Origin of the sequence: Kitasatospora sp. GAS204B (genome assembly GCF_029892155.1) — a bacterium.
Taxonomy (GTDB): domain Bacteria; phylum Actinomycetota; class Actinomycetes; order Streptomycetales; family Streptomycetaceae; genus Kitasatospora.
The window spans coordinates 90,183-107,158 of record NZ_JARZAG010000028.1 but is presented as its reverse complement, the minus strand read 5'-3'; the positions used below and the strand labels follow the sequence as shown (position 1 = coordinate 107,158).

Sequence of the window (16,976 nt, the reverse complement as noted above, 5' to 3'; positions counted from 1 at the left end):
GGGGTGTGGCGCGATCTGACCGATTCGGTGAACTTCATGGCGAACAACCTCACCGATCAGGTGCGCAACATCGCGCAGGTGACCACGGCGGTGGCCCGCGGTGACCTGTCGCAGAAGATCGAGGTGGACGCCCGGGGCGAGATCCTGGAGCTGAAGAACACCATCAACACCATGGTCGACCAGCTCTCCGCCTTCGCCGCGCAGGTAACGCGGGTGGCGCGGGATGTGGGGACCGAGGGGCGCCTGGGTGGGCAGGCGCAGGTGCCGGGGGTCGCGGGGGTGTGGCGCGATCTGACCGATTCGGTGAACTTCATGGCGAACAACCTCACCGATCAGGTGCGCAACATCGCGCAGGTGACCACGGCGGTGGCGCGCGGTGACCTGTCGCAGCGGATCCAGGTGGACGCCCGGGGCGAGATCCTGGAGCTGAAGAGCACCATGAACACCATGGTCGACCAGCTCAGCTCGTTCGCGGACGAGGTGACCAGGGTCGCCCGGGACGTCGGTACCGAGGGCATCCTGGGCGGTCAGGCCACGGTGCCCGGGGTCTCCGGGACCTGGAAGGACCTGACCAACAGCGTCAACTTCATGGCGTCCAACCTGACCAGCCAGGTCCGCAACATCGCCGAGGTCACCACGGCGGTGGCGCTCGGCGACGTCTCCAAGAAGATCACCGTCGACGCGCGCGGCGAGATCCTCGAACTGGTCACCACCGTCAACACCATGGTCGACCAGCTGAGCGCCTTCGCGGACGAGGTCACGCGCGTCGCCCGCGAGGTCGGTACCGAGGGCATCCTGGGCGGCCAGGCCCGGGTGCGCGGGGTCTCGGGCATCTGGAAGGACCTGACCGACAACGTCAACTTCATGGCGTCCAACCTGACCAGCCAGGTCCGCAACATCGCCGAGGTGGCCACCGCGGTGGCCCGCGGTGACCTCTCCAAGAAGATCACCATCGAGGCGCAGGGCGAGGTGGCCGCGCTGGCCGGCACCCTCAACACGATGGTCGACCAGCTGAACGCCTTCGCCGTCCAGGTCACCAGGGTGGCCCGCGAGGTGGGCACCGACGGCATCCTCGGCGGCCAGGCCGATGTCCCGGGTGTGGCCGGCATCTGGAAGGACCTGACCGACAACGTCAACCAGATGGCCAACAACCTGACCGGCCAGGTCCGCAACATCGCCCTGGTGATCACGGCGGTGGCCCGTGGTGACCTGTCGCAGAAGATCGACGTGGACGCCCGGGGCGAGATCCTCGATCTGAAGACCAGCATCAACACCATGGTGGACCAGCTGAGTTCGTTCGCCGACGAGGTCACCCGGGTGGCCCGCGAGGTGGGCACCGACGGCCGGCTCGGCGGCCAGGCCCGGGTGCCCGGGGTGGACGGCACCTGGCAGGACCTCACCGAGGGCGTGAACGAGCTCGCCAACAACCTGACCCGGCAGGTGCGCGCGATCGCCCAGGTCGCCACCGCGGTGACCCGGGGCGATCTGTCCTTGCGGATCGACGTCGACGCCTCCGGCGAGATCGACGAGCTCAAGGACAACATCAACCAGATGATCGCCAACCTGCGCGAGACCACTCGCACCAACCAGGAGCAGGACTGGCTGAAGACCAACATGGCCCGGTTCTCCGGGCTGTTGCAGGGCCGGCGGGACCTGGAGGCGGTCGCCTCGCTGATCATGTCCGAGCTGACCCCGGTGGTCTCCGCCCAGCACGGCGCCTTCTTCCTGGCCCAGCCGGCCGGCCGGACCGCCGAGATGATCACCGAGGACGACGACGAGTCCGACACGGTGCTGCGCCTGATCGGCTCCTACGGCTACCAGCGCCGCTCGATGCCCACCACCTTCCGTCCCGGCGAGTCGCTGGTCGGCCAGGCCGCGGTGGAGAAGCGCCCGATCAGCCTGACCGAGGCGCCCCCCGGGTACCTGCGGATCTCCTCCGGCCTCGGTGAGGCCTCGCCGGCGCACGTGGTGGTCCTGCCGGTGCTCTTCGAGGGCCGGCTGCTCGGGGTGATCGAGCTGGCCACCTTCGCCTCCTTCACCACGGTGGTGATGGACTTCCTGAACCAGATCGCCGACCTGATCGGCGTCACGGTCAACACCATCAGCGTCAACACCAAGACCGAGGGGCTGCTGCTGGAGTCCCAGCGGCTGACCGCCGAACTCTCCATGCGCTCGGCCGAGCTGGAGGCGCGTCAGGAGGAACTGGAGCGCACCAACGAGGAGCTCCAGGAGAAGGCCGAGCAACTCGCCCAGCAGAACCGCGACATCGAGATCAAGAACAGCGAGATCGAGGAGGCCCGCAAGGTCCTGGAGGAGCGCGCCGAACAACTCGCCCTCGCCTCGCGCTACAAGAGCGAGTTCCTCGCCAACATGTCGCACGAGTTGCGCACCCCGCTCAACTCGCTGCTGATCCTGGCCAAGCTGCTCTCCGACAACAACGAGGGCAACCTCTCGCCCAAGCAGGTCGAGTTCGCCGACACCATCCACGGCGCCGGCTCCGACCTGCTGCAGCTGATCAACGACATCCTCGACCTGTCCAAGGTCGAGGCGGGCAAGATGGACGTCCGGCCGGCCAAGATCGCCCTGGTCCAGCTGACCGACTACGTCGAGGCCGCGTTCAGGCCGCTGACCGCCGACAAGGGCCTGGAGTTCGAGGTCACCGTCTCGCCCGAACTGCCGCCCATCCTGCACACCGACGAGCAGCGGCTCCAGCAGGTGCTGCGCAACCTGCTCTCCAACGCGGTGAAGTTCACCGACTCCGGCGCGGTGCGGCTGACCATCGGACCGGCCGGCTCGGTGGTGCCGCAGCACGTGCGCGAGCAGCTGCTGGAATCCGGCCAGATCGACGACCCGGACGCCCAGTTGGTGGCCTTCTCGGTGACCGACACCGGCATCGGGATCCCCGGCAACAAGCTGCGCGAGATCTTCGAGGCGTTCAAGCAGGCCGACGGCGGCACCAGTCGCAAGTACGCCGGCACCGGCCTGGGCCTGTCGATCAGCCGGGAGATCGCCCGCCTGCTGGGTGGCGAGATCCACGCCGACAGCGAGTTGGGCGTGGGCAGCACCTTCACGCTCTACCTGCCGCTGCGCAGCGAGACGCCGGAGCAGCAGGCGGACCGTGAGCGGGCGGCGGGCGGCGCGGCGGGCACGGTGGCTCAGGGCGCACCGCGGGCCTCGGTCGGCGTCACCCCGACCGGCCTGCCGGTGCCGGTCGGCGAGAACCCGGCCGACCACTGGGCCCAGGAGGTCCGCGAGTTGGCCGAGGATCGCCGCCGGGAGGCGGCCGAGCGGCGCCGCTCGGCGCAGGAGGCCGAGTCGGTGCCGGGTGGCCGCGGCGAGGAGCTGCCGGCGCCGCGGGCCGGCGCGGGACCGCAGTTCGAGGGCCGGTTCGGCGGCGAGGAGGTGCTGATCGTCGACGACGACGTGCGCAACGTCTTCGCCCTCACCAGCGTTCTGGAACAGTACGGACTGACCGTGCTGTACGCGGAGAACGGGCGCGAGGGCATCGAGGTGCTGGAGCACCACGAGAACGTGGCGCTGGTGCTGATGGACATCATGATGCCGGAGATGGACGGCTATGCGACCACCGAGGCGATCCGCCGGATGCCCAACTTCGCCGGCCTGCCGATCATCGCGCTGACCGCCAAGGCGATGAAGGGCGACCGGGAGAAGAGCCTGGCGGCGGGCGCCTCCGACCATGTGACCAAGCCGGTGGACACCGACCACCTGCTCGGCGTGATGCGGCAGTGGCTGGGTGCGCGCGGCGAACTGACGTAGCACGCGGACATCGGCGTTTACTGGCGAGCCGGACCGGGAACCCGCTAGGGTCACTCATCGTTGCGAACAGTAACCGGATGGCGACGGTACGCAGGCCCGCGTGCCGGGGACATCAGGGCGACAGGTGTGTGATCAGCCTGTTGTGACCATCCGATAGGGCAGGGCTTGGGGGTGCGGCTAGCATGACCGGGTCGGTGGCAGGCGGTACACGGGTGCCGGCACGCGGGAAACCACTGGGCTATCCGGCAGGAGGGCGGGTCGTAGTGCAGAAGGCGAAGATCCTCCTGGTCGACGATCGACCGGAGAACCTGCTGGCGCTGGAGGCCATCCTCTCGGCGCTGGACCAGACGCTGGTCCGTGCTGCCTCGGGCGAGGAGGCGCTCAAGGCGCTGCTCACCGACGACTTCGCGGTGATCCTGCTGGACGTCCAGATGCCGGGCATGGACGGCTTCGAGACGGCGGCGCACATCAAGCGCCGCGAGCGGACCAGAGACATCCCGATCATCTTCCTGACCGCGATCAACCACGGTCCGCACCACACCTTCCGCGGGTACGCGGCCGGCGCGGTGGACTACATCTCCAAGCCGTTCGACCCCTGGGTGCTGCGCGCCAAGGTCTCCGTCTTCGTCGACCTCTACGCGAAGAACTGCCAGCTCAAGGAGCAGGCGGCGCTGTTGCGGCTGCAGTTGGACGACGGTCGCCAGGACGGCGACCGCCAGGGCGGGGATTCGGCGGAGCCGCTGCTGGCCGAGCTCTCCGCGCGGCTCGCCTCGGTGGAGGAGCAGGCCGAGGCGCTGACCAAGCAGCTGGGCGACTCGCCCGAGACCGGGGCGGCGGCCGCCGCCGCTCACCTGGAGCGCAAGCTGGTCGGCCTGCGGGCCGCGCTGGAGGCGCTGCGGCCGGGCGCCGACCACGCCTGAGCCACCCGGGTGAACCGGCGGCCGGCTGACGGCGTGTCGACCCGCCTCGGCGACACGCCAGGGGCATGACGGTCGGTCATGTGTCCACGGCTCAGGGCCGCCGGTAGGCTCTGGTGCCATGGCCTCACGGACGCCCGGCAGCACGGCACGCAACTCGAGTCCGGGACCGGCGAAGAAGGCCGCCCCGGCGAAGAAGGCCACGGCGCGCAAGGCGGCGGCCAAGCCGCCCGCCAGGAGCGGGCCCGCCAAGCCACCGTCCAAGGCCGCCGCGCGCAAGGCTCCGGCGAAGAAGGCGGCCGCCGCCGCACCGGTGGCTCCGGCCCCCAGGCCCAGGTCCCGGCAGCCGATCCTGTTCCGCGCGGTGCGTGCCTGCTGGTTGGGCCTGGCCCACAGCGTCGGCGCGCTCTTCCGCGGTTTCGGCGACGGCGCCAAGGGTCTGCACCCGGCGCACCGCAAGGACGGCGTGGCGCTGCTGCTGCTGGCGCTCGCCCTGGTCACCGCCGCCGGCACCTGGTTCAGCCCGCAGGGCTGGCTGGGCGACGCCGCCACCAACGTGGTCAGCGGCCTGTTCGGCCGCCTCGCGGTGCTGGTCCCGCTGCTGCTGGCGGGGCTGGCGATCCGGCTGATGCGTCACCCGGGCCTGCCGGAAGCCGACGGACGGATCGCGATCGGCCTGAGCACCCTGGTGCTCGGCGTGCTCGGCCTGGTCCACATCGGCTGCGGCGCCCCCGGGATGCAGAGCGGGGCGACCCGGATCCGGCAGGCGGGCGGCATCCTCGGCTGGGCCGCCTCCACGCCGATGCTGGCCGCCGCCGGGCCGCCGCTGGCCGTGCCACTCCTGCTGTTGCTGGCCTTCTTCGGCCTGCTGGTGGTCACCGCCACCCCGGTCAACAAGATCCCCGAGCGGCTGCGGCTGCTCGGCGAGCGCCTGGGCGTGCTGGAGCCCTCGATGGCGGACGAACTGGACGGCCTGGACGAGTACGGCGAGCCGTACGCCACCGGCGACCGCGAGCTGTCCACCGAGCCGCCGGAGGACGCCGACCCGGACGCGCTGCCCTACACCGTCGAGGAGGACCCCGGCGACGAGATCGCCGCCCGCCGCCGTCGGCGCGGGCGGCGCAAGCAGGTGGACGAGCCGGAGCTGGCGCCCGCCGTCCCCGACATGTTCGTCAAGGACCCGTTCCAGACCCGCGACATCGCCGCCGGCGTGGCCGCCGACCTGGACGGCGCGCTGCTGCACGGCGTGCCCGCCTCGCCCGCGGTGGCCAGCATCATGCACCAGGTGCAGGACCGCACCGCCCAGCCGGAGGAGTCGGTCGTCCCGCCGGCCCGTACCGCGGGGGCCGGCGGATCCGCCGCGCCCCCCGAGCACACCCCCGCGCCGGCCCGGATGGAACAGCTCCAACTGCTCGGCGGCGCCGAGTACGCGCTGCCCCCGCTGGACCTGCTGGAGCGCGGCGGCCCGGGCAAGACCCGCAGCGCGCTCAACGACCAGGTGGTCGCCCAGCTCACCTCCACCTTCGCGGAGTTCAAGGTGGACGCGAAGGTCACCGGCTTCACCCGCGGCCCGACGGTCACCCGGTACGAGGTCGAGCTCGGCCCGGCCGTCAAGGTCGAGCGGATCACCGCGCTGGCCAAGAACATCGCCTATGCGGTGGCCAGCGCGGACGTGCGGATCATCAGCCCGATCCCCGGCAAGTCCGCCGTCGGCATCGAGATCCCCAACGGCGACCGCGAGATGGTCAACCTCGGCGACCTGCTGCGCTCGCGCAGCGCCGCCGAGGACACCCATCCGATGGTGGTCGGCATGGGCAAGGACGTCGAGGGCCACACGGTGCTCGCCAACCTCGCCAAGATGCCGCACATCCTGGTCGCGGGCGCCACCGGCGCGGGCAAGTCCTCCTGCATCAACTGCCTGATCACCTCGATCCTGGCCCGGGCCACCCCGGACGAGGTCCGGATGGTCCTGGTCGACCCCAAGCGGGTCGAGCTGACCGCCTACGAGGGCATCCCGCACCTGATCACGCCGATCATCACCAACCCGAAGAAGGCGGCCGAGGCGCTGCAGTGGGTGGTCCGCGAGATGGACCTGCGCTACGACGACCTGGCCGCCTACGGCTTCCGGCACGTGGACGACTTCAACGCCGCGGTCAAGGCCGGCAAGGTGACCCCGCCGCTGGGCAGCGAGCGGGAGCTGACGCCGTACCCGTACCTGCTGGTGATCGTCGACGAGCTGGCCGACCTGATGATGGTCGCACCGCGCGACGTCGAGGACTCGGTGGTCCGGATCACCCAGCTGGCCCGCGCGGCCGGCATCCACCTGGTGCTCGCCACCCAGCGGCCCTCGGTGGACGTGGTGACCGGCCTGATCAAGGCCAACGTGCCGTCCCGGCTGGCCTTCGCCACCTCGGCGATGGCCGACTCCCGGGTCATCCTGGACCAGCCGGGCGCCGAGAAGCTGATCGGCAAGGGTGACGCGCTCTTCCTGCCGATGGGCGCGAGCAAGCCGGTCCGGATGCAGGGCGCCTTCGTCACCGAGGCCGAGATCGCGGCCGTGGTGCAGCACTGCAAGGACCAGCTGACCGCCAGCTACCGCGACGACGTCACGGTCGGCGCCGGGCCCAAGAAGGAGATCGACGAGGAGATCGGCGACGACCTGGACCTGTTGATCCAGGCGGCCGAGCTGGTGGTCTCCACCCAGTTCGGATCGACCTCGATGCTCCAGCGCAAGCTGCGGGTGGGCTTCGCCAAGGCCGGGCGGCTGATGGACCTGATGGAGTCGCGCGGCATCGTGGGCCCCAGCGAGGGGTCCAAGGCGCGGGACGTCCTGGTCAAACCGGACGAGTTGGACGGCGTGCTGGTGACCATCCGCGGGTAGCCGCCTGAGGGGGTGTCAGCGGCCCGCCCGGGCCGTCGGGACCCCTGGAACCGGCGCTACGCGTTCGGTCGTACTCAGGTTGAGAAACGATTCACCCGCACCCCTAGACTGTTCTCTCAGCAGGTGGCCTCCGCTCGAAAGGCGCGCCCAGTGACCATCGGCAAGTCTTCGCACCGCGACAACCGCCGATCCTCCGACGCCTCCAGCCCCGCCGAGCCGCGTCCGGCCGGCCAGGACCACACGCCGACCATCGGCCGGATCCTGGCCGAGGCCCGACTCGCCGCGGGGCTGACGGTGGATGAGGTCAGCACCGATACCCGGGTCCGGGTCCCGATCGTGCACGCGATCGAGGAGGATGACTTCAGCCGCTGCGGCGGCGACTTTTACGCCCGCGGCCACATCCGCTCGCTGGCCCGCGCCGTCGGCGCCGACGGCGAGGCGCTGCTGGCCCGCTACGACGAGATCCACGGCACCGAGCCGGTACGGCTCGCCCCGGTGGCCACGCTGGACGCCAAACGGATCAGGGCCGACCGGGGCCGACCGACCTGGACCACCGCGATGCTGGTGGCGATCGTCGCGGTGGTCGTGTTGATCGGCTTCAACCTGGTCAGTGGCAAGGCCGGCAAGGCGCCCGTCGGCGCGGCCAGCTCCCCGCTGCCCAGCGCCTCCGCCTCGGCGTCGACCTCGCCCAGCGACACGCCCGCCCAGCCGCCCGCGCCCGCCCCCAGCGTCGCCCCGATCGCCGCCGCCCCGGCCGACAAGGTGACCGTCAAGCTGGTCGCCGACAGCGGCGCCAGCTGGGTCTCGGCACTGGACGGGGACGGCAAGTCGCTCTTCCAGAACAACCTGGACCAGGGGCAGGACCAGACCTTCACCGACCCCAAGCAGATCAAGCTGGTGATCGGCAACGCGGCCGCCGTGCACCTGTACGTCAACGGCAAGGACCTGGGTCCGGCCGGCAAGGACGGCCAAGTGGTGCACCTCACCTACACCCCCGGTGACCCCCAGGCCGGCTAGCCCGGACGGCGCCCCACAGCGCCTGATCTTCAACGCGCGGCCTCCGGAGGAAACGGCACCGGGGGCCGCGCGTTAATCTTGGCCCTATGCCTGAACGCCGTACTGTCGCCCTGGTCACGCTCGGATGCGCCCGCAACGAGGTCGACTCCGAGGAACTCGCCGGGCGACTGGAGGCCGATGGCTGGCAACTGGTCGACGACGCGAGCGAAGCGGACGTCGCCGTCGTCAACACCTGTGGCTTCGTCGAGGCCGCCAAGAAGGACTCGGTGGACGCCCTGCTGGAGGCCAACGACCTCAAGGGCCACGGCCGCACCCAGGCCGTGGTCGCGGTCGGCTGCATGGCCGAGCGCTACGGCAAGGAGCTGGCCGACGCGCTGCCCGAGGCCGACGGCGTGCTCGGCTTCGACGACTACGCCGACATCAGCGACCGCCTGCAGACCATCCTCTCCGGCGGTCACCACGCCACCCACCTGCCGCGCGACCGCCGCAAGCTGCTCCCGCTGACCCCGGTCGAGCGCCAGGCCGCGGCGGCCGAGGTCGCGCTGCCGGGCCACGGCGCCCCGCAGGACCTGCCGCAGGGCGTGGCGCCCGCCTCGGGCCCGCGCACCCTGCGCAAGCGGCTGGACGACAGCCCGGTGGCCTCGATCAAGCTCGCCTCCGGCTGCGACCGGCGGTGCTCGTTCTGCGCCATCCCCGCCTTCCGCGGCTCGTTCATCTCCCGCCGGCCCTCGGACGTGCTGAACGAGGCCGTCTGGCTGGCCGAGCAGGGCGTCAGCGAGGTGGTCCTGGTCAGCGAGAACAACACCTCCTACGGCAAGGACCTGGGCGACATCCGCCTGCTGGAGACGCTGCTGAGCGAGATCGCCGCGGTGCCCGGCATCGAGCGGGTCCGGGTCAGCTACCTGCAGCCCGCCGAGATGCGCCCCGGCCTGATCGAGGCGATGACCTCGACCGCCGGCGTGGTCCCGTACTTCGACCTCTCCTTCCAGCACTCGGCCCCCGCCGTGCTGCGCCGGATGCGCCGGTTCGGCAACACCGAGCAGTTCCTGGACCTGCTGAGGACCATCCGCGAGAAGGCGCCGCAGGCCGGCGCCCGGTCCAACTTCATCGTCGGCTTCCCCGGCGAGAGCGAGGCGGACTTCGCCGAGCTGGAACGGTTCATCACCGAGGCCGGGCTGGACGCGATCGGCGTCTTCGGCTACTCCGACGAGGACGGCACCGAGGCCGCCACCTTCGAGGGCAAGCTCCCCGAGGACGTGGTGGCCGAGCGGCTGGCCAAGCTGACCCGGCTCGCCGAGGAGCTGACCGCGCAGCGCGCCGAGCAGCGGATCGGCAGCGAGGTGCTGGTGCTGGTGGAGGCCGTCACCCCGGTCGAGGGCGGTGACGAGGACGACGAGGACCTGCTGATCGAGGGCAGAGCCGCCCACCAGGCGCCGGAGACCGACGGTCTGACCGTGCTCACCGGTGCGCCCGAGGCCGAGGTCGGCCAGTACTACCGGGCCCGCGTGGTGGCCAGCGAGGGTGTCGACCTGGTCGCCGAGGCGATCGAGCTGGTCCGTAAGGCGGCCGCGGTATGACCGGCGGGCCGGGCAGCCCGGCAGCGGCCCGCCCGGCCCGTCCGGGGGCGGTGCCGGCGGTGGGGCCGTCGCTGTGGAACCTCGCGAACCTGCTGACCATGCTCCGTCTCGCCCTGGTGCCGGTCTTCGTGGCGCTGCTGCTGGCGGACGGCGGGCACAACCCGAAGTGGCGCGCGGTGGCCTGGGCGGCCTTCGCGATCGCCATGATCACCGACCTGTTCGACGGGGAGATCGCCCGCCGCAAGGGTCTGGTCACCGACTTCGGCAAGATCGCCGACCCGATCGCGGACAAGGCGATCATGGGCGCCGCGCTGATCGGCCTCTCGTCGCTGGGTGACCTGCCGTGGTGGATCACGGCGGTGATCCTGGCCCGGGAGCTGGGCATCACGCTGCTGCGGTTCTGGGTGATCCGGTACAGCGTGATTCCGGCCAGCCGGGGCGGCAAGCTCAAGACCCTGGTCCAGGGCATCGCGGTGGGCATGTACGTGCTGCCGCTGACCGGCTGGCTGGCGACCGGGCGCGCGGTGCTGATGGTGCTGGCGGTGCTGCTGACCGTGGCCACCGGGGCCGACTACGTCCGCCAGGCCGTCCGGCTGCGCCGCGAGGGCCAGGCCCGGGAGCGGGCGGCGGTGGCGCGATGACCGAGTTCATGCCGCCGGCCGAGCGGGTCCACGCCGAGCTGCGCGCGCTGGGTGCCACCCTGGCGGTCGCCGAGTCGCTGACCGGCGGTCTGCTGGCCGCGCGGCTGGTGGAGGTGCCCGGCGCCTCGGAGACCTTCCGCGGCTCGGTCACCGCGTACGCCACCGAGCTGAAGGCCTCGGTGCTGGGCGTGGACGAGGGGCTGCTCGCGATCGAGGGGCCGGTGCACCCGGTGGTGGCCCGACAGATGGCCGAAGGCGTGCGCCGACTGCTCGGCGCCACCTACGGGCTGGCGACCACGGGCGTGGCCGGGCCGACCGAACAGGACGGCCACGAAGTCGGCACAGTACATCTCGGTTTCGCTGGTCCGGGGGGAACTGTCGCGACATCGCCCCGGCTGTCGGGGGACCGTGCCACAATCCGACGAAAGGCCGTGGCCGGGGCTCTGGAGCTGTTCCTGGACCGGATCGCGACCGAGCAGAGCGCTACCGGCACCACAGGCGTCAGCTGAACAACGCCTGAACAGGCAGAATCCGGGCAACCTCTCAGCGAAGGGGCTTGCCCGCGCCCGGGGCGGGAACAACAGGGGAGGGGAGAGGCTTGCAGCCCAGAGTGAACACGACCACGGTCCCCGCACACGAAGCGGGCAAGGCGGTACGGTGGGGACGTGACATCTCGATCCGCAGTCCGAGGAGGGAGCCACCGATGATCCTGCTCCGTCGCCTCTTGGGTGACGTCCTGCGTCGGCAGCGCCAGCGCCAGGGCCGCACTCTGCGAGAGGTGTCGGCCGCCGCACGAGTCTCGCTCGGCTACCTTTCCGAGGTCGAGCGTGGGCAGAAGGAGGCCTCCTCCGAACTGCTCTCAGCGATCTGCGACGCGCTCGACGTCCGGATGTCCGAGGTCATGCGCGAGGTGAGCGACGAACTGTCGCTGGCCGAACTCGCCGCGATGGCCGCGCTCTCCGAGGACGGCATGCTGCGTCCGGTGTTGGAGCCCGTGCCGTTGCCGGCGCCGGGCGACCGGATGAGCTCGATCACTCCCAAGGCCGCGGCTGTGGACGTCGTCGCTGCCTGACCTCGCCCTGCACAGGGGGGCCGAGAGAAGGAGTCACGCGTGCACCGGTCGACCGAAGGTGGACCTGCCGGCCGAATAGGCCGTGGCGCTCGACGGTTATCGCCTGCGCGCGATCCGCGTCGACTGGTGTCGTTCCTGCTGCTGGGCACCGTGATCACCGGCGCCCTGTGCTGGTGGTTGCTGCCCGAAGGAGCCGTCCCTGGCGGGTCCGGTGCACTGTTCGCCCTGCTCACGCTGGGCGGTTGGGGCCTGGGCGTGCTGCCGGTGCACAGCGACCGGCAGCCGGTGCGCCCCCGGCGCCGACTAACCGCGCAGCCGCAGCCCGCGCGGGGTGGCATGGAAGCCGCCGGCCTCCAGGACGGCGCCCAGCGCTGAACCCAGCGCCGCCTCGCCGTTGGCCCGCTCCACCGTGAGCCCGCTGAGCCGGCCGCGCCGCACCGCCTCGGCCAGGGCCCGCACCGCTGCCGTCAGGACCGTCTCGTCCTCGGTCCAGCAGAGCAGCGATTTGCCGCCGCGCTCCAGGTAGAGCGTGAGATCACCGTCGACCAGCACCACCAGCGCCCCGGCCTTGCGGCCCGGGCGGTGCGCGGTGGCCTGCTCGCCCGGTGGTTCGGGCCAGGGCAGCGCGGCCCCGTAGGCGTTGGCCGGGTCCGCCGCGGCCAGCAGCTGGGTCTGCGGCTGGGCAGGCTCGGCCGCCGCCGGGCCGGCGGCACCGGGCCAGTCGGTGGCGGCCCGCTCCAACCGGCCGCTGACCGAGCGCAGCCGGTCCACCGCGCCGTCCAGCGCGAACTGGGCGCCGCCGAGCCCCTCGACCAGATAGCCGCGGCGGGCCCGGCCGCGCTCCTCGAAAGCCGAGAGCACCCGGTAGACCGCCGCGAAGCCGCCCTGGACCCGCTCGGCTTGCGCGGTGCCCCGGGTGAGCACCCCGTGCCGGTCCAGCAGCACCTGGGCCTGGGCGGCGGCCCGGGCGGTCGGCTCGGCCGGTTCGGGCAGCAGCGACCAGCGGCCGCCCACCGTCGGGTCGGCGGGCCTGGCCGGGGTGCGGCCCAGCGCGCCGTAGCGTCCGCGCGGGACACCGCGCGGCGCCCGGTGCGCGGTGGCGCCCGCCGTACGGGCCGAGCCGAGCAGCGCGCGCACCGGGCCGAGCGTGTCGTTGGTGATCCGCCCGGCCCAGACCAGGTCCCAGAGCGCCGTCACCAGCTCGGCCGGCGGCTCGTCCGGCAGTTGCCCGCGCAGCTGCTCGAAGAGGACTCCATAGCCGCTGGAGAGCGCCTGGAGCAGCGCCTCGTGCTGCGGGGTGAGGGTCAGCGGGAGTGGCTCGGGGCGCAGCAGGTCGGCGTTCTCGGCCAGGTGCAGGCTGATCCAGCCGTCCTTGCCGGGCAGCGCCCCGGCGCCCGACCAGCCGATCTCGCCGTCGGCCATCAGCTTGTCCAGCAGGGCGGGCTGGTAGTCGCTCAGCCGGCCGGGGAGGATCAACCGCTCCAGGGCGGAGGCGGGCACGGCGGCGCCCTGGAGCTGCTCGACCACCCGGAACAGGCCGTCCTCGCCACGCAGCTGATGACCGCTCAGATGCTGCCACTGGGGCAGGAAGGCGGCCAGCGCGCGCGGTGGCACCGCCTCGACCTCCTGGCGCAGCGCGGCCAGCGAACGGCGGCGCAGCCGGCGCAGGGTCTGCGCGTCGCACCACTCGGGCTCGCCGGTGCCGCCGGCCTCCACCGGGCGGAACTCGCCGGCCACCAGGCGCCCGGCGGCCGTCAGCCGCTGCAGCGCGCCCGTCACCACGGCGGTGCCCAGCCCGAACCGGGTGGCGGCCCGCTGGGCGGTGAACGGGCCGTTGGTGCGGGCGTGGCGGGCCAGCAGATCGCCGAGCGGGTCCTTGACCGGCTCGGTGAAGGCCTCGGGGATGCCGACCGGCAGGGGGGTGCCGAGCGCGTCGCTGAGCCGCCCGGCGTCCTCGATGGCGGCCCAGCGCTGCTCGCCGGCGATCTTGACCTGGATGGCCCGACGGGCGGCCTGCAGCTCGGTGGGCCACTGGGGCTCGGCGCCGCGCGCGGCCAGCTCCGCGGTGCTGAGCGGGCCGAGCAGGCGCAGCGCGTCGGCGACCCCTTCGACGTCCTTGATCCGGCGCTCCGGGGTGAGCCGCTGCAGCTCCGCCTCCAGCTCGGCGAGCACCGCGGGGTCGATCAGCTCCCGCAGCTCGGCCTGGCCGAGCAGCTCGGCGAGCAGCCGGGAGTCCAGCGCGAGCGCGGCGGCCCGGCGCTCGGCGAGCGGGGAGTCGCCCTCGTAGAGGTACTGGGCGACGTAGCCGAAGAGCAGCGAGCGGGCGAAGGGGGAGGGCTCGGGGGTGGTGACTTCGACCAGGCGCACGGCGCGCGACTCCAGGTCGCGCATCAACTCGACCAGGCCGGGCAGGTCGAAGACGTCCTGGAGGCACTCGCGGACCGCCTCCAGCACGATCGGGAAGGAGCCGAACTCGCCGGCCACCTCCAGCAGCTGGGCGGCCCGCTGGCGCTGCTGCCAGAGCGGGGTGCGCTTGCCGGGGCTGCGCCGGGGCAGCAGCAGGGCGCGCCCCGCGCACTCGCGGAACCGGGAGGCGAACAGCGCCGAGCCGCCGACCTGGTCGGTGACCAGCTGCTCGATCTCGGTGGGGTCGAAGAGCGCGGCGTCGGCACCGACCGGCGCCTCGTCAGGTGAGGGAGCCGCGGCTGACGGGCCCCCGAAATCGAAGTCAGGGGCGAGCAGGTCGGCATCGGGCAGCCGGAGCACGATGCCGTCGTCGCCGTGCATCACCTGCGGGTCCAGGCCGTGGCGCTCGCGCAGCCGGGCGCCGAGCGCCAGCGCCCAGGGGGCGTGCACCTGGGCGCCGAACGGGGAGTGGATGACGATCCGCCAGTCGCCCAGCTCGTCGCGGAACCGCTCGACCACGATGGTGCGGTCGTCCGGCAGGTGGCCGGCTGCCTGGCGCTGCTCGGCCAGGTAGCCGAGCAGGTTGCCGGCCGCCCAGTCGTCCAGGCCGGCGCCCAGCAGGCGCGCCTTGGCCTCGGGCTCGGGCAGGCCGCCCAGCTCGCGGACGAAGGCGCCCAGCGCCCGACCCAGCTCCAGCGGGCGGCCGAGCGAGTCGCCCTTCCAGAACGGCAGCCGCCCCGGCACGCCCGGAGCGGGGGTGACCAGCACCTTGTCGTGGGTGATCTCCTGGATCCGCCAGGAACTGGTGCCCAGGGTGAAGACGTCGCCGACCCTGGACTCGTAGACCATCTCCTCGTCCAGCTCGCCGACCCGGCCGCCGCCCTTCTTCGCGGATTTGGCATCGGATGCGTTGGAGCCGGCGATGAAGACGCCGAACAGGCCCCGGTCGGGGATGGTGCCGCCGGAGGTGACGGCCAGCCGCTGAGCGCCGGGGCGGCCGGTGACGGTGCCGGCGACCCGGTCCCAGACCAGCCGGGGGCGCAGCTCGGCGAAGGCGTCCGAGGGGTAGCGGCCGGCCAGCATGTCGAGTACCGAGTCGAAGGCGGACTGCGGCAGGGTGGCGAACGGGGCGGCCTGGCGGACCAGGGTGAGCAGCTCGTCCACGTCCCAGGTGTCCAGCGCGGTGATCGCCACCAACTGCTGGGCCAGCACGTCCAGCGGGTTGCGCGGCACCCGCAGGGCCTCGATCCGCCCGGCCCGCATCCGCTCGACGACGACGGCGGACTGCACCAGGTCACCGCGGTACTTGGGGAAGACCACTCCGGTGGAGACCGCGCCGACCTGGTGGCCGGCCCGGCCGACCCGCTGCAGGCCGGAGGCGACCGAGGGCGGCGACTCGACCTGGACCACCAGGTCGACCGCACCCATGTCGATGCCCAGCTCGAGGCTGGAGGTGGCCACCACGGCGGGCAGCCGGCCGGCCTTCAGCTCCTCCTCCACCAGGGCGCGCTGCTCCTTGGAGACCGAGCCGTGGTGGGCCCGGGCGAGCACCGGCGGGGCGCCCTTGGCGGCGCCGGCCTCGGCCATCAGCTGGGCGGGGGCGTGCGCCTCGGGCAGCGGGGTGCCGGTGGCCCGCTCGTGGGCGATCTCGTTCAGCCGGTTGCACAGGCGCTCGGCCAGCCGGCGGGAGTTGGCGAAGACGATGGTCGAGCGGTGGGCCTGGACCAGGTCGACGATCCGCTCCTCGACGTGCGGCCAGATCGAGGCCTTTGCCGCCGGATCGTCGGTCGACGGGTTCGGCGAGAGCTCGGCCAGGTCGGCGACCGGGACCACCACGGAGAGGTCGAACTCCTTGGCGGAGGGCGGCTGCACGATGGTCGCGCCGCGCTGCGGGCTCAGGAAGCGGGCCACCTCCTCGACCGGGCGGACGGTGGCGGACAGGCCGATCCGGCGGGCCGGGCGCTCCAGCAGCTGGTCCAGCCGCTCCAGGCTGAGCGCCAGGTGGGCGCCGCGCTTGGTGCCGGCCACGGCGTGCACCTCGTCCAGGATCACCGTGTCGATCCCGCGCAGCGCCTCCCGGGAGGCGGAGGTGAGCAGCAGGAAGAGGGACTCGGGGGTGGTGATCAGGATGTCGGGCGGGTGGCTCTGGAACTTGCGCCGGTCGGCTGCCGGGGTGTCGCCCGAGCGGATGCCGACCTGCACCTCGGGCTCGGGCAGGCCGAGCCGGATCGATGCCTGGCGCAGGCCGGCCAGCGGCGCGCGCAGGTTCCGCTCGACGTCGACGGCGAGGGCCTTCAGCGGGGAGACGTAGAGGACCCGCAGCCGCTTGCGGGGCTCGGCGGGCGGTGGGGTGCTGCTGAGGTGGTCCAGGGCGGAGAGGAAGGCGGCCAGCGTCTTGCCGGAGCCGGTGGGGGCCACCACCAGCACGTCGGCCCGCTCGCGGATGGCCGCCCAGGCACCGGCCTGGGCGCTGGTCGGGCCGTCGAAGGCGGCTTCGAACCAGGCCCGGGTGGCCGGGGCGAAGCCGGCCAGCGGGTCGGAGTGGGGGTGCTGTTCCACCATGCCCCCATGGTGCCGCCTGCCACTGACAGCGACGGCCGCGCGGGTACCGCCGGATGGCTGCGCGGCAAGGTCATAAAAGGCGCAAATCACTTATTCCGCTCATAGGGTGAGGCTTCGTGCGGGGCG

At 72.5% G+C, this 16,976-nt stretch carries 10 protein-coding genes; 9 read left to right on the top strand and 1 reads right to left on the bottom strand.

Annotated elements, in window-relative coordinates; genetic code table 11:
• The 9 genes from P3T41_RS30345 to P3T41_RS30305 all read left to right on the top strand — a co-directional run.
• The coding region (locus tag P3T41_RS30345) for a HAMP domain-containing protein (RefSeq protein WP_280693766.1) at nt 1–3,777 on the top strand (3,777 nt) is incomplete at its 5' end.
• 263 nt (nt 3,778–4,040) lie between these two features.
• Nucleotides 4,041–4,697 carry a response regulator gene (locus P3T41_RS30340; RefSeq protein ID WP_280693765.1) on the top strand — a complete coding sequence of 219 codons (657 nt, stop codon included), beginning with the start codon at nt 4,041–4,043 and terminating at the stop codon, nt 4,695–4,697.
• A 118-nt stretch (nt 4,698–4,815) separates the two neighbouring features.
• Nucleotides 4,816–7,575: a DNA translocase FtsK gene (locus P3T41_RS30335; protein ID WP_280693764.1), complete on the top strand. Its 2,760-nt coding sequence runs from the start codon at nt 4,816–4,818 to the stop codon at nt 7,573–7,575.
• Nucleotides 7,576–7,725: 150 nt separating this feature from the next.
• Nucleotides 7,726–8,592 (top strand): helix-turn-helix domain-containing protein, encoded by an 867-nt coding sequence (locus tag P3T41_RS30330; protein WP_280693763.1) that lies wholly within the window; start codon nt 7,726–7,728, stop codon nt 8,590–8,592.
• Nucleotides 8,593–8,678: 86 nt separating this feature from the next.
• The gene (gene rimO / locus P3T41_RS30325; RefSeq protein ID WP_280693762.1) at nt 8,679–10,169 is read left to right on the top strand and encodes a 30S ribosomal protein S12 methylthiotransferase RimO; all 1,491 of its coding nucleotides are present in this window, start codon (nt 8,679–8,681) and stop codon (nt 10,167–10,169) included.
• Nucleotides 10,166–10,810, top strand: coding sequence for a CDP-diacylglycerol--glycerol-3-phosphate 3-phosphatidyltransferase (pgsA, locus tag P3T41_RS30320; protein WP_280693761.1), 645 nt, complete (start codon nt 10,166–10,168; stop codon nt 10,808–10,810). The genes rimO and pgsA overlap by 4 nt, the downstream gene beginning before the upstream one ends.
• 8 nt (nt 10,811–10,818) lie before the next feature.
• On the top strand, nt 10,819–11,319 hold the full coding sequence (locus tag P3T41_RS30315) for a CinA family protein (RefSeq protein WP_280693773.1): 501 nt from the start codon (nt 10,819–10,821) through the stop codon (nt 11,317–11,319).
• A gap of 194 nt (nt 11,320–11,513) precedes the next feature.
• Nucleotides 11,514–11,882, top strand: a complete 369-nt coding sequence (locus P3T41_RS30310) for a helix-turn-helix transcriptional regulator (protein ID WP_280693760.1) — start codon at nt 11,514–11,516, stop codon at nt 11,880–11,882.
• A 126-nt stretch (nt 11,883–12,008) separates the two neighbouring features.
• Nucleotides 12,009–12,257, top strand: coding sequence for a hypothetical protein (locus P3T41_RS30305; protein ID WP_280693759.1), 249 nt, complete (start codon nt 12,009–12,011; stop codon nt 12,255–12,257).
• On the opposite strand, the gene P3T41_RS30300 is transcribed toward P3T41_RS30305, so the two are convergent.
• Entirely contained in the window at nt 12,186–16,850 is a 4,665-nt protein-coding gene (locus tag P3T41_RS30300) for an ATP-dependent helicase (protein ID WP_280693758.1), read from the bottom strand. The two genes, P3T41_RS30305 and P3T41_RS30300, sit on opposite strands and share 72 nt — an antisense overlap.
• Nucleotides 16,851–16,976 lie beyond the last annotated feature (126 nt).